Raw genomic sequence first — 15,905 nt, 5'->3', positions numbered from 1 at the left:
AATATATGTTAAAAATACTAATTAGCAACTTTTACCATGCTATGACGAAGAACGGTTTCTTTATACATATAACCTTTTTGTAATTCCTCTGCCACAACATTCTCGTCGAAAGCTTCATCTTCTACATGCATCACTGCATTATGAAAATCCGGATTAAATTCCTTGCCTTCTGCATTCATCGGTGCAACACCGATGCTTTCTAAGGTCGTCATCAGCTGTTTATAGATTGCCTCAACTCCCTGTACAAATGGGCTTTCCTTTTCCTCTTCAGATACCGCTGCCAGACCTCGTTCGAAATTATCGACTACCGGTAAGAGCTTCTCCAAAACATCTTTCGCGCCCATGTCATATTTCTGAACAGATTCCTTTGTCATACGCTTTCTGGCATTTTCAAATTCTGCCATCAAACGCTGATATCGATCTGTTAATTCTTCTATCTTCTTATCCTTTGGATCAACAGAAGTCTTTTCATCTTTATCTGCTTCTTTCTGACTTTGGTCTTTTTCTTCTTCTGCAGTTTCTTCTACGATTTCTTCTGTCTGTTCCATTGTTTCATCTTTCTTTTTATTTTCCACGAATGCCCCGCCTTTCTTTCATCACTTCTTTTTAAATATTTCATCTAACTCTCCGGTTAGGTTCTTAAGCGTTTTGACAACCTTTTTATAATTCATTCGCTTTGGACCAATAATTCCTATCGTTCCCGTTCCTCCACCATCTAATTCATAAGTGGCTGTCACAAGACTACAGTCTTTCATATTCTGCATCTTCATCTCATTGCCGATGTATACCTGAATGCCTGTGTGCTCATCATCCAATTCCTGAGCTTCATCCACAAGCTTCGTCAAGGCTTTCTTTTCTACAAGAGTATCCAAAAGTCTTGTTGCTGTCTCAGGATTCCCAAGCTCCGGATATTTTAAAATATTGGTTGCTCCGCTGGTATAAATCTCCAGTTCATCGGCTTCTTTGATCGCTGCTGTAATTCCTTCCAGCACACAATCTAAAATATCAGAATGTACGCCTGCCTGAATCTTCATCGTCTGAATCAATTCCAGATTAATATCTCTTAAAGATAATCCCTGAAGGAAGCTGTTCAGCAACACATTCATTTTTAAAACCTCATCATTCATAAGAGGATCCGGAACCCGGATCAGATGATTCTTGACCACATTGCCCTCAATGACGATAACTGCCAGCAAGCTTTCTTCATCTACCTGTGAAAGCTGTACAAACTTTACGTGGGAATTCTTATACTGTGGTGCAGTAACCATCGTCGCATAGTTTGTATTGGAAGCCAAGACGGAAGCAACCTGCTTTAACATAATCTCCATACGATCCACTCGTTGGAGCAAAGCTTCCTTCTTCTCTTCTTCAGCCTCTTTTTCCTGCATCAGCTGATCCACATAATAACGATATCCCAAATCAGAAGGAATTCTTCCAGCTGATGTGTAAGGTTGGAGAATCAATCCCATCTCTTCCAGATCCGCCATCTCATTTCGAATGGTCGCTGATGAAAGCTGTATATCCGGACTTTTTGAAATGGTTCTGGAACCAACAGGTTCACCAGTTTCCAGATAGTTCATTATAATTGAATGTAATATCTTCTTCTTGCGTTCATTTAGCTCCATCCCTTTCTCCTTCCTTTTGTTATTAGCACTCGTTCTTTTTGAGTGCTAACATCTTTATCCTTATATTATCACGATATTTATTTTTGTCAAGCCCGATTTTTATTTTTTGAAAATTTTTTCTATCTTGAAGACTCAAACATCCCCAATCATGTGGGCATTTACAGAATGCCTGTACGAGCGGCATTGCTCTTATTACCATATCAGAACCTTATGATTCGTCTCCCTAATAATCATGTATCTGAACTGCCTCTCAAAATAAGAAATGAAAAACAATTCTTTCTGAATTATGGATCAGATAATTCACTTGAACAACTACACACAAATATAGTAAAATGTTCCATGTAGAAATTTTCACAGGAGGACGAATATGAATAACTTAGCTAAAAACTCTGCTTTGGCAAGAATTCAATCTTTATTAGATGAAGGCAGCTTTGTAGAGATGGGAGCCTGCGTAAAAGCTCGCTCTACAGATTTCCATCTTGATAAAGAGGATACTCCAGCAGACGGGGTTATTACTGGATATGGACTGGCTAATGGCCGTCTTGTCTATATATACAGCCAGAATGCATCCGTTCTTGGAGGCGCCATTGGAGAAATGCACAGTAAAAAAATCACACAACTATATGATATGGCCATGAAGATGGGAGCACCGATCATTGGCATCATCGATTGTGCAGGCCTTCGTCTGGCAGAAGCCGGAGATGCACTGAACGGTCTTGGCTCTATCTATCTGAAACAGGTTATGGCTTCCGGGCTGATTCCACAATTTACTTTGGTCATGGGCAGCTGCGGTGGCGGAATTTCCTTAATTCCTGCTTTATCTGATTTTACTTTTGTAGAATCCAAAAAAGGAAGCCTGTTCCTACAATCACCAGATGCAATTCCAGGAAATACCCGCGATAAATGCAACACTTCCGATACTGACTGGAGAGCATCTAATACAAATAACATTGATTTCATTGGTACAGAAGAAGAGATTTATGAAGAGGTTCTGCTTCTTTTAGATATTCTTCCATCCAATAATCGTTTTGACATTTTATCAGAAGAAGGAAGCGACGAATTAAATCGTTTATGCGATGGCATTGCAGATCTTTCTAAGGATGCAGCTTCCGTTCTTTCTTTATTAGGAGATAATCAGCAATTTATTGAAACGAAAAAACTTTATGCAAGAGAGATGACAACCGGCTTTATCCGCTTAAATGGCATGGTAGTCGGCTGTGTTGCAAACCGCAGTCTTTCCGGCGAAAAAGTTATGACTTCTGCTTTAACTGCTGCCGGAGCCAAAAAAGCAGCATCCTTTATAAAATATTGTGATGCATTCCACATTCCAGTTCTTACATTATGTAATGTTTCTGGATTTGATAGTTCTTTCGAAGCAGAATCCACATTTGGTGACTCTTGTGCAGCTATGATCACTGCATATGCTTCTGCAACTGTTCCAACCGTTACGATCGTCCTAGATGAAGCTATGGGATCTGCTGGAACCGCTATGGGAAGCAAATCCTTGGGCGTTGACCTGCTCTATACATGGGAAAATGCAAAAATCGGACCAATGGACAGTCTGCAGGCTGCACGTATCTTACATGAAGGAGAACCTGCTTCTATCGTGAGACAAAAGGCTGAGGAATATGAAAAACTGCAAAATAGCGCTGTCTCTGCTGCTGCCCGCGGTTATGCAGATGCGATCATTGTGCCAGAACAGACAAGAAAATATCTGATCAGCGCTTTTGAAATGCTTGCTACAAAACAGGATCATACATTGATCAAAAAGCACACTAGCGTATAGAAGGGGGCGATTTTATGATTTTCCCATTATTCTCTCTTGGAGAGATATTTAAAAACGCCCTGTTAAATACCCTTCTTGGTATGGGAACCGTATTCGGTGTTTTAGTCTTCATCAGCTTGATTATTTCACTCTTTGCATTTATCCCAAAAATCCAGGAAGCTTTTCAAAAAAAGAGCGAACCTGCACAGGAAGCTACTCCAGTAGAAAGCAAACCTGCAGTTTCCAATGGACCAGAACAAACAGAAATGGACGATTTGGAACTTGTAGCCGTTATTACAGCAGCAATTGCTGCTTCTGCTGGCATTTCAGAAGATGATTTTATTGTTCGATCTATCAGACGAGTACGTGCTGATAGATGGACTCAGAGACATTAATTAGGAGGATATCGATATGATAAAACAATATACTATTACTGTAAACGGAACTGCATATGACGTTACCGTAGAAGAAACAAATGGAGCTTCCGCTCCTACTGCAGCTGCTCCTGCCAAACCTGCCACTGCGAAAAAACCTGCTGCTCCTGTAGCTGCCGGAAGCATCGAAGTAAAAACTGGAGCTGCCGGAAAAGTATTCCAGATTCCTACCAAACCTGGTCAGTCTGTGAAAAAAGGAGATGCTGTCATTATCATTGAAGCAATGAAAATGGAGATTGGTATTACTGCTCCAGAAGATGGAGTAATTGCAAGCATAGATGTTGAAGTTGGAGATATGGTAGAATCCGGTGATGTTCTGGCTACCTTAAATTAATAGCCGGAGGGATGAATTATGGATTATATTATTGAAGTATTTGGGAATCTGATTCACCAAACTGCTTTTTTCAACCTCACCGTGGGAAACTATATTATGATTGGCGTAGCCTGCATCTTTTTATACCTGGCAATCAAAAAAGAATATGAACCACTTCTTTTGGTTCCAATTTCTTTTGGAATGCTACTGGTAAATATTTATCCTAGCATCATGGAAGACGGAGGACTTCTTCACTACTTCTTCTTATTAGATGAATGGAGTATCCTTCCATCTCTGATTTTCCTTGGTGTTGGTGCTATGACAGACTTCGGTCCTCTGATCGCCAATCCAAAAAGCTTTCTGTTAGGGGCTGCTGCTCAGTTCGGTATCTTTGCAGCCTATATCGGAGCCATGCTTCTTGGATTTGAAAATGCGGCTGCTGCTGCTATTTCTATCATCGGTGGTGCTGATGGTCCTACTTCTATCTATCTTGCTGGTAAATTGCATCAAACAAGCTTAATGGGACCAATTGCCGTAGCTGCATATTCTTATATGTCACTGGTGCCAATTATTCAGCCTCCGATTATGAAACTGTTAACTACAGAAAAGGAACGTAAAATCAAGATGGATCAGCTTCGCCCGGTTTCCAAACTAGAGCGAATCCTATTCCCGGTTATTGTAACCATTGTTGTATGTACAATTCTTCCATCCACAGCTCCATTAGTAGGTATGCTGATGCTTGGAAACTTATTCAAAGAAAGTGGTGTTGTGCGTCAGCTGACTGACACTGCTTCTAACGCCTTAATGTACATCGTCGTTATTCTTTTAGGTACCAGTGTTGGAGCTACTACAAGTGCTGAAGCCTTCTTAAATATTACTACAATTAAAATCGTAGTATTAGGTCTGATTGCCTTTGCCTTTGGTACTGCTGCCGGAGTTCTTTTTGGAAAGCTGATGTGCAAAATTACCGGTGGAAAGGTAAATCCACTGATCGGATCCGCTGGCGTATCCGCAGTTCCAATGGCAGCTCGTGTATCTCAGAAAGTAGGTGCTGAGGCAGATCCTACGAACTTCCTGTTAATGCATGCGATGGGACCTAACGTAGCCGGAGTTATCGGTACTGCCGTTGCCGCCGGTGTATTTATGGCAATTTTCGGAGTTTAATCTATTACTAGGAGGAAAATAATTATGGCAAAACCAATTAAAATCACGGAAACCATTCTTCGTGACGCTCAGCAGTCTCTGATCGCTACTCGTATGTCCACCGAAGAAATGCTTCCAATTATCGATAAAATGGATCAGGTTGGCTATCATGCAGTAGAATGCTGGGGCGGTGCTACATTCGATGCCTGCCTGCGTTTCTTAAAAGAAGATCCATGGGAACGTCTTCGCAAATTCCGCGATGGATTTAAAAATACAAAACTTCAGATGTTATTCCGTGGACAAAATATCTTAGGTTACCGCCCATATGCTGATGATGTTGTAGAATATTTCGTACAGAAGTCTGTTGCCAATGGTATTGACATCATTCGTATTTTTGACTGCTTAAACGACCTTAGAAACTTACAGACTGCAGTAACTGCAGCGAATAGAGAAAAAGCACATGCCCAGGTTGCGTTATCCTTTACTTTAGGAGAACCTTATACTTTAGATTATTGGAAAGATATCGCAAAACGCATCGAAGATATGGGTGCCGATTCTATCTGTATCAAAGACATGGCTGGATTATTAGTTCCGTATAAAGCTTCTGAGCTGGTTTCTGCGTTAAAAGAAACCGTTACTCTTCCAATCGAGCTCCATACACACTATACGTCTGGCGTCGCTTCTATGACTTACTTAAAGGCTGTGGAAGCCGGTGTGGATATTATTGATACTGCTATTTCTCCTTTTGCAATGGGTACCAGCCAGCCTGCAACAGAAGTCATGGTGGAAACCTTCAAAGATACTCCATACGATACCGGACTTGACCAACATCTTCTTTCAGAAATTGCTGACTATTTTCGTCCAATTCGTGACCATGCATTAGAAACCGGATTATTAAATCCAAAGAATATGGGTGTTGATATCCAGACACTTCTTTACCAGGTTCCAGGAGGTATGTTATCCAATCTGACGTCTCAGTTAAAGGAACAAGGTGCAGAAGATAAATACTATGACGTATTAAAAGAAGTTCCAAGAGTAAGAGAGGATCTTGGAGAACCTCCTTTGGTTACTCCTTCTTCTCAGATTGTTGGTACACAGGCTGTGTTTAACGTATTAATGGGCGAACGATATAAAATGGCTACAAAAGAAACCAAAGACATCTTATGTGGAAAATACGGTGCCACTATCAAACCATTTAACGAAGAAGTCAAGAAAAAAGTAATTGGCGATGAAGAGACTATCACCTGTCGTCCTGCAGATTTAATTGAGCCAGAGCTTGAAACCTTAAAAAAGGAAGTAGAAAACTGGTCCCAACAAGACGAAGACGTATTATCCTATGCTCTCTTCCCTCAGGTTGCTACTGATTTCTTTAAATACCGTGCTGCCCAGGAAACAAAAGTAGATCCTGCTTTAGGAAATAAAGAAAACGGAACCTACCCAGTATAACAGAATAACCCAAACCAAGGATTGCATTTTGGGATGTCTTATGTTATAATCGCTTCATGATTAAGCAAAGCGATGATGGAAACAAGTAGAATAGAGATTGCTATTTTCAGAGACTATTCGGTTGGTGCGAGAATAGAGGCATCCTATATTGAATACATTCCTAAGCTGCTTCCTGAACAGAATCTTTAGATTCCCATTAGGGCAAGCCGGGTACGCCCGATACAGCGTACGATGTGTATTGGCACATCAAGAGGAGTATTTTGTGAGAAATACTTGATCCAGAGGTGGTACCGCGATTATCATTGCCCTCTGTTCTTACTAGTAAGAACAGAGGTTTTTTTACTCTATAGGAAACTTTGTTTCCACTAAAATCAACCCACAACAGGAGGAATAAACATATGGGAATTTATGAAGAATTGCAAGAACGAGGACTGATTGCTCAGGTAACTGATGAACCTGAGATCAGAGATTTGATCAACAATGGAGGCGCACGTTTTTATATCGGATTTGACCCAACTGCAGATTCCCTTCACGTTGGACATTTTATGGCTCTTTGCCTTATGAAACGTCTCCAGGAAGCTGGAAACAAACCAGTTGTACTAATTGGTGGAGGTACTGGACATGTTGGGGATCCATCTGGCAAGACCGATATGCGTGCTATGCTTACTACTGAAACGATCAATCATAACTGTGAATGCTTCAAAAAACAGATGGAACGCTTTATCGAATTTGGTGAAGACAAAGCCATTATGGTCAATAATGCCGACTGGCTGTTAAAACTAAATTATGTTGAATTATTGCGCGAGGTGGGAGCATGCTTTTCCGTTAATAACATGCTTCGTGCAGAATGCTATAAACAGCGAATGGAAAAAGGATTAAGCTTTCTGGAATTCAACTATATGATCATGCAGGCTTACGACTTCTATTACCTGAACAAACATTACGGCTGTAATATGCAGTTTGGCGGTAATGATCAGTGGAGCAATATGTTAGCTGGTACAGAATTAATCAGAAAGAAAGAAGGGGCAGATGCTTATGCCATGACCATTACTCTTCTCCTTAACAGTGAAGGAAAGAAAATGGGTAAAACTGTAGGTGGTGCTGTATGGCTGGATCCTGAGAAAACCTCTCCATTCGATTTCTTCCAGTATTGGAGAAATGTAGATGATGCCGATGTCACAAAATGTTTAAAGATGTTAACTTTCTTATCTTTAGAGGAAATCGCTGAAATGGAAAAGTGGCCGGATAACCGCATTAATGAAAAGAAAGAAATTCTGGCATACGAGCTGACCGCACTGGTACATGGCAAAGAGGAAGCCGAAAAAGCCAAAAAGGTTTCTCATTCATTATTTGGAGGCGGCGGTGATGATGCTGACATGCCTACTACGACTCTTTCCTCAGATGACCTGACAGACGGAGAAATCAACATGATGGATGTTATGCTCAAATGTAATCTTGTAAAGAGTAAATCTGAGGCAAGAAGACTGATTCAGCAAAACGGAGTATCCGTAGACAATGTAAAAATCTCTATGGATACATTGATGATCTCTGAAGCACAATTGAAAAACGGCATCGTGATCAAGAAAGGAAAAAAAGTTTATCATAAAGCAATAATGGAATAATCTAGTGCATAGAATAACAAAAACGGAGTTTTTATGAATTCTGAATTTCATTATTCTGACGGTTTAAAACTGCGCATCTTATTTGCGATCATTCTTTTTCTCAGCATCACTGCTGCAGATAATCTTATTACAGAGGAATCTGAAAAAAACGCCCTGGTACAGGCTATTGCCTATACAGGGCGTTCTGATTTTATAACAAAAGCATTCGGCTTTGATGAACAAGGGACCTTCCTGATTCGATTAAAAAACTATTTTAAAAAGCTTCCCTAGTTCTTAAAGCTATGGATCGGAGCTGGAATATTTCCTCCGCGATTCACAAATGCTTCACAGGAGAATTTATTAACCGGCATAATTGGAGCATATCCAAGCAATCCTCCAAATTCTACTACATCTCCAACATCCTTTCCAATTGCAGGAATGACACGAACTGCTGTTGTCTTCTGATTGATCATACCAAGTGCCATCTCATCCGCAATCATGCCAGAAATAGTAGCAGCGCTTGTATTACCAGGAATGGCAATCATATCAAGGCCAACAGAGCATACACAAGTCATTGCTTCCAGTTTCTCAATTGTAAGAGCTCCTGCACTAACTGCATCGATCATTCTCTGGTCTTCACTGACTGGAATAAAAGCACCGCTTAATCCTCCTACATAAGAGGATGCCATAACTCCACCCTTTTTCACCTGATCATTTAACAAGGCCAGAGCTGCGGTAGTCCCTGGTGCTCCTGCATATTCCAGACCAATTTCCTCTAAGATCTCTCCAACACTGTCTCCCACTGCTGGTGTTGGTGCTAAAGATAAGTCAATGATACCGAATGGAATGCCAAGTCTCTTAGAAGCCTCTTTTGCAACTAACTGTCCAACACGAGTAACCTTAAATGCAGTCTTCTTGATAGTTTCACAAAGTACCTCAAAATTCTCTCCGCGAACCTTTTCAATGGCACGTTTTACCACTCCAGGACCGCTGACACCTACATTAATAATCGCATCTGCTTCTGTCACTCCGTGGAATGCACCTGCCATAAATGGATTATCATCTGGTGCATTCGTAAATACTACAAACTTGGCACAGCCAAGACTGTCATTATCCTTTGTTAATTCTGCTGTTTCTTTGATTTTCTCACCAATCAGCTTCACAGCATCCATATTGATTCCTGTCTTTGTAGAGCCCACATTTACAGAGCTACAGACACGTTCTGTAACTGCAAGTGCCTCTGGAATAGACTCGATCAGCAGACGATCTGCATTGGTCATTCCCTTATTTACAAGTGCAGAATATCCTCCAATGAAATTTACTCCCACTTCCTTTGCTGCTTTATCCAGCACCTTTGCGATTTCCACAAAATCTTCTGGTTTCTTACATACGGCACCTCCTACTAAAGCAACTGGAGTAATGGAAATTCGTTTATTAACAATTGGAATTCCATATTCTCTTTCGATGTCCTGTCCTGTCTTTACCAGATCTTTTGCTGTTGTGGTAATCTTACGATAAATGTTATCTTTCACTTCTTCCAATGTAGATCCCACACAATCTAACAGACTGATTCCTAATGTAATCGTTCTTACATCCAGGTTCATCTCCGCGATCATCTTATTGGTTTCGATTACTTCATTAATATTAATCATGTGAATGCCTCCGGATTAAATTCTATGCATAGTGTTGAAAATATCTTCGTTCTGCGCCTGAATCAATACGCCGATTTCTTCCCCAATCTGCCCCAATTCATTAGAAATATCAGAAACTGTTTTCTGAGATTCACTTGTATCTACAATCATCATCATATTAAAATATCCGCTGACGATGGTCTGTGAGATATCCATGATATTGATTGCGTTATTTGCTAAATATGTACATACTTTTGCAATAATACCTACACTATCTTTTCCAACTACTGTAATTACTGTTTTTTTCATATTGTCCTCCTTTATAAAAAGACCAATTATCAAAGGTCTTATTATCTTGTTCTTACTACCATCCACTCACCAATACAGACTGCTATACTACTGCCAATCCGGAAACCATGTCCCGCTTGGCTACCTGCATATGAAATTCTTCTGGTACCATTCCATTCTCTAATAAAGAGATCTTTACCGTCTCATATGCCAATTCTGAATAATTGTTATCTTTGCTCAAATGCCCAAGAAATACCTCTCTGGTATTCTCTGTCATAATGTCGCATAAAAGCTGTCCCGACCGTTCGTTGGATAAATGTCCACGATTGCTCAAAATTCTGCGTTTCAAATAATAAGGATACGGCCCCACCTGCAACATATTAATATCATGATTTGCTTCAATAAAAAGAATATCTGAACCCTTTAGCTTCTCTACGATTCCTTCATGGTAATTCCCCATATCTGTGGCTATGGAAGCCCTGACACCTCCACTTTCCATGGTATAACAGACCGGATCCGCTGCGTCATGCCAGATGGATGTAGCATCAATGGTAATATCCCTAATCCGGAAAGGACGATCTGGAGTAATCACCTGGAATAATTCATGATCAATCTTCCCCACGGATTTTATATTGCACACTGCCTGAGCCGTCTTCTCTGTCATATACAGAGGAAGATGATAACGTCTTGCCATGACACCCAGTCCGGCAACATGATCAATATGCTCATGAGTTACTAAGATTCCATCCAGACTCTTAGGTTCTACTGATAATTCCTTTAAGCCATTTTCAATTTTCTTCCCGCTGATTCCTGCATCTACAAGAATATTGGCCTCATCACTGCCTACGTAAATACAGTTTCCGCTGCTTCCGCTGGCTATACTGGTCAATTTCATATTTTCTCATTCCTTTACAAATGTTATTTGCCATTATATCATATGAATCACAATAGTTCTACATTAAAATCTCATGAATTTGTTTCTTTGTCTGCTCAATATCATAGGAATTATCAATAATCACCTGTGCATGTGCACGGAACTCTTCCTCGGAGAGCTGATTGTTCATAATGGAATCTGTCTTTTCCCTCGTATATCCACGCCCTTCCTTTAATCGCTCATATCTTGTTTCCCGATTTACATAAATATACCACAATTCATCATATATATCCTCATAACCGCTTTCAATCAACAACGCTGCTTCCAAAACGATCATGGATGCCTCTCCTTTTTTTCTGATCTTGGCAATTCTTCGTTTAATTTCTTCTTTTACATTTGGATGGGTAATGCCATTTAACTGTTCCAACTTTTTTTCATCAGCAAACACAATGCTCCCCAGTTTTTGTCGATCGATAGCTCCATCTTCTTGTAAAATGGAATCTCCAAATGTTTCCACAATCTCCATATAGCTTTTAGCTCCTGGTTCCATCAGATCATGCGCAACCAGGTCTGCCAGTATAGTCTGTGCTCCATATTCTTTTTCCAAAATAGACAGTATGACACTCTTTCCCGATCCCACACCGCCAGTTACTCCAATTACTTTCATTTCTATCACCTATTTTGCTTCATACCAGCTGTTTCCTGTGTTAATATCAATTTCTAACGGAACCTTCAAGCTGGCTGCAGCCATCATTTCCTCTGTCAGCATCTCTTTTACTTTCTCCGCCTCATCCTGACTCGCTTCGATCAGAAGCTCATCATGAATCTGTAAGATCAGACGTGATTTCATCTGTTCCTTCTTCATCCACATATTTACCTTGACCATGGCAATCTTAATAATATCTGCCGCTGTTCCCTGGATTGGAGAATTCATGGCCACTCTCTCCCCAAAGCTTCTTTGCATAAAATTACTGGACTTTAATTCCGGCACCGGGCGGATACGATGAAACATAGTTTCTACATATCCCTCCTCTTTTGCCTTCTTTACCGTATCATCTAAGAACTGTTTTACGCCTGGATAGGTGGCAAAATACTTATCAATATATTCCTGTGCCTGCTTTCTTGTAATATTCAAATCCTGGCTCAATCCAAAGGCACTGATTCCATAGACAATGCCAAAATTGACTGCCTTTGCATCTCGTCGCTGATCAGATGTTACCTCTTCAATCGGAACATCGAACACCTCAGAAGCCGTGGAGGCATGAATATCCTGATGATTGCTATATGCCTGAATCAACGCCTCATCTCCAGACAAATGAGCCAGCACACGAAGCTCAATCTGACTGTAATCTGCATCAACAAAAACATAGCCATCCTCTGGCACAAATACTTTACGGATTGCCCTTCCGAGTGGCATCCTTACTGGAATATTCTGAAGATTTGGATCTGTACTGCTGATTCTTCCCGTAGCTGTAATGGTCTGATTAAATGTCCCATGAATACGACCATCCTCCTGAATAAACGTATACAACCCATCTGCATACGTAGACTTTAGCTTGGTCAAATGACGATATTCCAGTACCATTCCTGTAATCGGATATTTCCCTGTTAATTTTTCCAAGACATCTACACTGGTAGAATATCCAGTCTTAGTTTTCTTACCGCCCTTTAATCCCATATGCTCGAATAATACTACTCCCAGCTGTTTTGGAGAATTAATATTGAATACTTCTCCTGCTTCCTGGTAAATGGACTGTTCAAGATCAGCAATCTTATCCACCAGCTGATCTCCATATTCTTTCAGAGCATCCTTCTCCACCCGAATTCCCCGCTTCTGCATATCCGCCAGAGCAAATATGGTAGGAAGTTCAATTTCCTCATAGAGGAGATCCATCTGCTGTTCCTTCAGAGCAGTTCTCAGAACGCTTACCGCTTTCGCCGCAACAACTGCTTCGTAACCAATGACCTTTTCGGCCTTTTCTTCTTCCTGCTCCAATGCTTCTTCCCAAGACAGCTTTTTCAGAAGTTCGGCTCTAGAGGGCAATAAAAGTTCTAAGTAATCTCTGGCAATGTCTTCATATTGGTACGTATCTTTCATTGGATTCAGAAGATAGGCTGCCACCTTACAATCAAAAAGACTTTCCATCTCTTCATGAAGATCCAGATAAAACAGAACCCTTTTCAAATCCAGAACCGATACGACGTCAACTTTTTCATATAATTCCTTAGCTTTTTCACATAAATATTCCTGTGTCAGGAATCCTTCTGAACGGATAAATGCCACTTCCCCTTCTTTATAGGACAGAGCACATCCAAAAAACTGCTCCTTTTCTTCTACCAAATGCAAACCAAGTACAGAAGCCTCTCCGGCTTCTGCAAAAATCTCTTCTGCTTCTCCAAAATCTGTAACCGTACGAACATGACATGTAAGTGGCTCTGGTTCCTCGATTCCTTCGAATTTTTTTAAAATAGATTTAAATTCCAGCTTCTTTAATAATAAAAATGCTTCTTCTGTATAAATATCATTTAATACTGCATCCTCAAAAGAAAATGCAAGCTCACAATCTGTCTTGATCGTCGCCAGTTCCTTACTCAAAATTGCCTGATCATAATATTCTTTCAAATTGTTCTGCGCTCTCTTCGGCTTCACTTCCCCAATATGCTCATAGGCATTCTCAATAGAGTGAAACTGAGTAATCAGCTTAGTAGCTGTCTTCTCCCCAATTCCCGGCACTCCTGGAATATTATCTGCTGTATCTCCCATCAGACCTTTTACGTCAATAAACTCTGTTGGCGTCACCTGATACTTTTCTAGGACATCAGCTGCATAATAATCCTCTACGATGGTTCCTGACATCTTAGTCTTCGGAATCCGAATCTGAACATGATCCGTTGCTAGCTGCAGCAAATCTCTGTCTCCAGATATAATGCTAACCTCAAATCCCGCTTTTTCCGCTTCTTTTGAAAGGGTACCCAGAATATCATCCGCTTCATATCCTTCTTTCTGCATAATCGGAATGTTCATAGCTGTTAATACATCCTTCATCAGCTGTACCTGCTCATGCAATTCCTCCGGCATCGGCTTTCTGGTTCCCTTGTATTCTGCAAACATTTTATGACGAAACGTAGGTGCCTTCAAATCAAATGCAACCAGCAGGTGTGTCGCTTTTGCTTCCTCTAAAAATCGAAACATAATATTTAAAAATCCCAGTACTGCATTGGTATGCTTTCCCTCACTATTTGTGAGATCCGGAAGTCCGTAAAATGCCCGATTCAAAATACTATGTCCATCAATCAATACTAATTTGTTGCTCATATATTATATTCTCCTTTTGCGCAATATACTGCATTCTATATTCATAAATATGGAAGAAACCATATAAAAATCCTATCAATACCATTAAAAAGACAAATAACAGGATCATCCGGTCCGTAAAACGCCGAACCTTCTTCCTGCCAACGACATCTTTCATCTGTTGCTGTCTTCGCTCTTGAAATGCTGCATGGAAATCTGAAATCTGAATTTCTTCCTCATCCATCTGATTCAGTCCTTCCATAAGAGTAAAGAGCAGCTCCACTTCCCCTCGACAGGATGGACATTGTTCCAGATGTGCCAGAAATTCCTGCAACTCCTCATCCTTTAGACTATGATCCAAATATGAAATTATCTTCGTATCCACTTCAAAACATTCCATTCTCTCGTCCCTTTCATACCTCTCTGAAACATTGTAACATAATTAAAGTTCAGTGACTAGTCTAGCATACCTTTGCTTCTTTTTAAAAGATAAATTTAAATTTCTTATTGACAACCCCGTCTAAAAATGATATTATAATTTAGCGCGATGCGAACAGAATATTCTGAACATTGCATTGGCCGCTGTGGCGGAATTGGCAGACGCACTTGACTCAAAATCAAGCGGGCTTCCACCCGTGCCGGTTCGAGTCCGGCCAGCGGCAGTAAAAAGAGTTTAAAAGCCAATAGCTTTTAAACTCTTTTTTGTTATATAAAAAACCCTTAATTTTCTTAATATATTCTTTTGCCATCTTTCCACTGGTGAAACGATTCCCATATATCGCTTTTCTGGAAGCCGCTTTCACCGTCCCATCATTCGCGTTAAACTTTATAGTAACAAAAAACAACCATAGAAAGAGCGACTGATCATCCTCTTTCTATGGTTGCTTTTTTACTCTAATTTACTTGTCAATATCTTCTTCTGTTTCATCTCCATTGACATAAGTCAATATATCACCAATGTCACATTCTAATACACAGCAGATTCTCGCCAATACATTTAAATCAACTCTGGTCGCTTCATTTTTACAGTATCGATTTAATTGCGTATGCTGAATCTGGCACAACTGACATATTTTATTTTTACTTAAGTTACTCTTTTCAATCAAATCCCCAAGATTCAACCGAATATGTCCATAATTCATCATAATACAACCAATCCCTTTCTACACTTTATTATAATTGTAATATTACAATTTTATAATTTGTAAGATTGTAGTATTATAAATATAACAATAGAAATATACAGAGGTGTAAAATGAAACGAATCGGATATTTATTAACAGGATATATGTTAGGCATCCTATGCTGCCTGCTCTTCTATTATGGCTTTTTCATACAAAAAAAATCCAACGATCTGATTCTCCAGAAAGGAGAAAAGCAGATCATATTGGATTTTTCCGACAGTGCCAAAGGCACTAAGATTCAATTTTTTGAACACTATTACATCGAGTCCAAACCCGATGCTATTATCATCCACTTAGATTAACAAT

17 protein-coding genes, 1 tRNA gene and 1 other annotated feature are annotated in these 15,905 nt (G+C 40.0%); of the genes, 9 read left to right on the top strand and 9 right to left on the bottom strand.

Annotation, left to right across the window (positions count from 1 at the left end; genetic code table 11):
- Positions 1 to 17 precede the first annotated feature (17 nt).
- Together grpE and hrcA are read right to left on the bottom strand one after the other, a co-directional pair.
- Entirely contained in the window at positions 18 to 575 is a 558-nt protein-coding gene (grpE, locus tag BHF69_RS03380; protein ID WP_278276963.1) for a nucleotide exchange factor GrpE, read from the bottom strand.
- Positions 576 to 596: 21 nt separating this feature from the next.
- Entirely contained in the window at positions 597 to 1,625 is a 1,029-nt protein-coding gene (gene hrcA, locus BHF69_RS03375; RefSeq protein WP_075669660.1) for a heat-inducible transcriptional repressor HrcA, read from the bottom strand.
- Positions 1,626 to 1,992: 367 nt separating this feature from the next.
- On the opposite strand from hrcA, the gene BHF69_RS03370 reads away from it, so the two are divergent.
- The 7 genes from BHF69_RS03370 to BHF69_RS03340 all read left to right on the top strand — a co-directional run bounded on the left by BHF69_RS03370 (position 1,993) and on the right by BHF69_RS03340 (position 8,618).
- Entirely contained in the window at positions 1,993 to 3,411 is a 1,419-nt protein-coding gene (locus BHF69_RS03370) for an acyl-CoA carboxylase subunit beta (RefSeq protein WP_075669659.1), read from the top strand.
- A 14-nt stretch (positions 3,412 to 3,425) separates the two neighbouring features.
- Positions 3,426 to 3,785, top strand: coding sequence for an OadG family protein (locus BHF69_RS03365; RefSeq protein WP_075669658.1), 360 nt, complete (start codon positions 3,426 to 3,428; stop codon positions 3,783 to 3,785).
- A gap of 19 nt (positions 3,786 to 3,804) precedes the next feature.
- Entirely contained in the window at positions 3,805 to 4,158 is a 354-nt protein-coding gene (locus BHF69_RS03360; RefSeq protein ID WP_075669845.1) for a biotin/lipoyl-containing protein, read from the top strand.
- A gap of 18 nt (positions 4,159 to 4,176) precedes the next feature.
- On the top strand, positions 4,177 to 5,301 hold the full coding sequence (locus BHF69_RS03355; protein WP_075669657.1) for a sodium ion-translocating decarboxylase subunit beta: 1,125 nt from the start codon (positions 4,177 to 4,179) through the stop codon (positions 5,299 to 5,301).
- Positions 5,302 to 5,325: 24 nt separating this feature from the next.
- Positions 5,326 to 6,726 (top strand): oxaloacetate decarboxylase subunit alpha, encoded by a 1,401-nt coding sequence (locus BHF69_RS03350; protein ID WP_075669656.1) that lies wholly within the window; start codon positions 5,326 to 5,328, stop codon positions 6,724 to 6,726.
- Between the two features lie 63 nt (positions 6,727 to 6,789).
- Positions 6,790 to 7,039 (top strand) — a binding site (T-box leader).
- Positions 7,040 to 7,124: 85 nt separating this feature from the next.
- A complete protein-coding gene (tyrS, locus tag BHF69_RS03345; protein ID WP_075669655.1) occupies positions 7,125 to 8,348 on the top strand; it encodes a tyrosine--tRNA ligase in 1,224 nt (407 codons plus the stop codon).
- Positions 8,349 to 8,381: 33 nt separating this feature from the next.
- The gene (locus tag BHF69_RS03340; RefSeq protein WP_075669654.1) at positions 8,382 to 8,618 is read left to right on the top strand and encodes a hypothetical protein; all 237 of its coding nucleotides are present in this window, start codon (positions 8,382 to 8,384) and stop codon (positions 8,616 to 8,618) included.
- On the opposite strand, the gene BHF69_RS03335 is transcribed toward BHF69_RS03340, so the two are convergent.
- The 6 genes from BHF69_RS03335 to BHF69_RS03310 all read right to left on the bottom strand — a co-directional run bounded on the left by BHF69_RS03335 (position 8,615) and on the right by BHF69_RS03310 (position 14,815).
- Entirely contained in the window at positions 8,615 to 9,979 is a 1,365-nt protein-coding gene (locus tag BHF69_RS03335; protein ID WP_075669653.1) for a PFL family protein, read from the bottom strand. The genes BHF69_RS03340 and BHF69_RS03335 overlap by 4 nt on opposite strands.
- 15 nt (positions 9,980 to 9,994) lie before the next feature.
- Entirely contained in the window at positions 9,995 to 10,267 is a 273-nt protein-coding gene (locus BHF69_RS03330; protein ID WP_075669652.1) for an ACT domain-containing protein, read from the bottom strand.
- A gap of 82 nt (positions 10,268 to 10,349) precedes the next feature.
- The gene (locus tag BHF69_RS03325; protein WP_075669651.1) at positions 10,350 to 11,141 is read right to left on the bottom strand and encodes an MBL fold metallo-hydrolase; all 792 of its coding nucleotides are present in this window, start codon (positions 11,139 to 11,141) and stop codon (positions 10,350 to 10,352) included.
- 58 nt (positions 11,142 to 11,199) lie between these two features.
- On the bottom strand, positions 11,200 to 11,787 hold the full coding sequence (gene coaE / locus BHF69_RS03320; protein ID WP_075669650.1) for a dephospho-CoA kinase: 588 nt from the start codon (positions 11,785 to 11,787) through the stop codon (positions 11,200 to 11,202).
- 9 nt (positions 11,788 to 11,796) lie between these two features.
- Entirely contained in the window at positions 11,797 to 14,436 is a 2,640-nt protein-coding gene (gene polA, locus BHF69_RS03315; RefSeq protein WP_075669649.1) for a DNA polymerase I, read from the bottom strand.
- Positions 14,411 to 14,815, bottom strand: a complete 405-nt coding sequence (locus tag BHF69_RS03310) for an anti-sigma factor family protein (RefSeq protein WP_075669648.1) — start codon at positions 14,813 to 14,815, stop codon at positions 14,411 to 14,413. The genes polA and BHF69_RS03310 overlap by 26 nt, the downstream gene beginning before the upstream one ends.
- Before the next feature lie 178 nt (positions 14,816 to 14,993).
- Between BHF69_RS03310 and BHF69_RS03305 the strand changes: the two genes are divergently transcribed.
- A tRNA-Leu gene (locus tag BHF69_RS03305) sits at positions 14,994 to 15,077 on the top strand.
- A 237-nt stretch (positions 15,078 to 15,314) separates the two neighbouring features.
- Here BHF69_RS03305 and BHF69_RS03300 read toward each other — a convergent pair.
- Entirely contained in the window at positions 15,315 to 15,560 is a 246-nt protein-coding gene (locus BHF69_RS03300; protein ID WP_242946098.1) for a helix-turn-helix domain-containing protein, read from the bottom strand.
- A 110-nt stretch (positions 15,561 to 15,670) separates the two neighbouring features.
- On the opposite strand from BHF69_RS03300, the gene BHF69_RS03295 reads away from it, so the two are divergent.
- The gene (locus BHF69_RS03295) at positions 15,671 to 15,901 is read left to right on the top strand and encodes a hypothetical protein (protein ID WP_075669647.1); all 231 of its coding nucleotides are present in this window, start codon (positions 15,671 to 15,673) and stop codon (positions 15,899 to 15,901) included.
- Positions 15,902 to 15,905: the final 4 nt, after the last annotated feature.

The sequence above is a fragment of the Anaerostipes sp. 992a genome (genome assembly GCF_001940245.1).
Classification (GTDB): Bacteria; Bacillota; Clostridia; order Lachnospirales; family Lachnospiraceae; genus Fimousia.
This window is presented reverse-complemented; position numbering and strand designations above follow the sequence as displayed.

Bases quoted from the DNA above. Each gene is read 5' to 3' on its own strand.
- BHF69_RS03355 (WP_075669657.1), top strand. From the start codon at position 4,177: ATGGATTATATTATTGAAGTATTTGGGAATCTGATTCACCAAACTGCT.
- polA (WP_075669649.1), bottom strand. From the start codon at position 14,436: ATGAGCAACAAATTAGTATTGATTGATGGACATAGTATTTTGAATCGG.
- BHF69_RS03340 (WP_075669654.1), top strand. From the start codon at position 8,382: ATGAATTCTGAATTTCATTATTCTGACGGTTTAAAACTGCGCATCTTA.
- BHF69_RS03300 (WP_242946098.1), bottom strand. From the start codon at position 15,560: ATGATGAATTATGGACATATTCGGTTGAATCTTGGGGATTTGATTGAA.
- BHF69_RS03335 (WP_075669653.1), bottom strand. From the start codon at position 9,979: ATGATTAATATTAATGAAGTAATCGAAACCAATAAGATGATCGCGGAG.
- hrcA (WP_075669660.1), bottom strand. From the start codon at position 1,625: ATGGAGCTAAATGAACGCAAGAAGAAGATATTACATTCAATTATAATG.
- coaE (WP_075669650.1), bottom strand. From the start codon at position 11,787: ATGAAAGTAATTGGAGTAACTGGCGGTGTGGGATCGGGAAAGAGTGTC.
- BHF69_RS03365 (WP_075669658.1), top strand. From the start codon at position 3,426: ATGATTTTCCCATTATTCTCTCTTGGAGAGATATTTAAAAACGCCCTG.
- BHF69_RS03330 (WP_075669652.1), bottom strand. From the start codon at position 10,267: ATGAAAAAAACAGTAATTACAGTAGTTGGAAAAGATAGTGTAGGTATT.
- BHF69_RS03350 (WP_075669656.1), top strand. From the start codon at position 5,326: ATGGCAAAACCAATTAAAATCACGGAAACCATTCTTCGTGACGCTCAG.
- tyrS (WP_075669655.1), top strand. From the start codon at position 7,125: ATGGGAATTTATGAAGAATTGCAAGAACGAGGACTGATTGCTCAGGTA.
- BHF69_RS03370 (WP_075669659.1), top strand. From the start codon at position 1,993: ATGAATAACTTAGCTAAAAACTCTGCTTTGGCAAGAATTCAATCTTTA.
- BHF69_RS03295 (WP_075669647.1), top strand. From the start codon at position 15,671: ATGAAACGAATCGGATATTTATTAACAGGATATATGTTAGGCATCCTA.
- BHF69_RS03310 (WP_075669648.1), bottom strand. From the start codon at position 14,815: ATGGAATGTTTTGAAGTGGATACGAAGATAATTTCATATTTGGATCAT.
- BHF69_RS03325 (WP_075669651.1), bottom strand. From the start codon at position 11,141: ATGAAATTGACCAGTATAGCCAGCGGAAGCAGCGGAAACTGTATTTAC.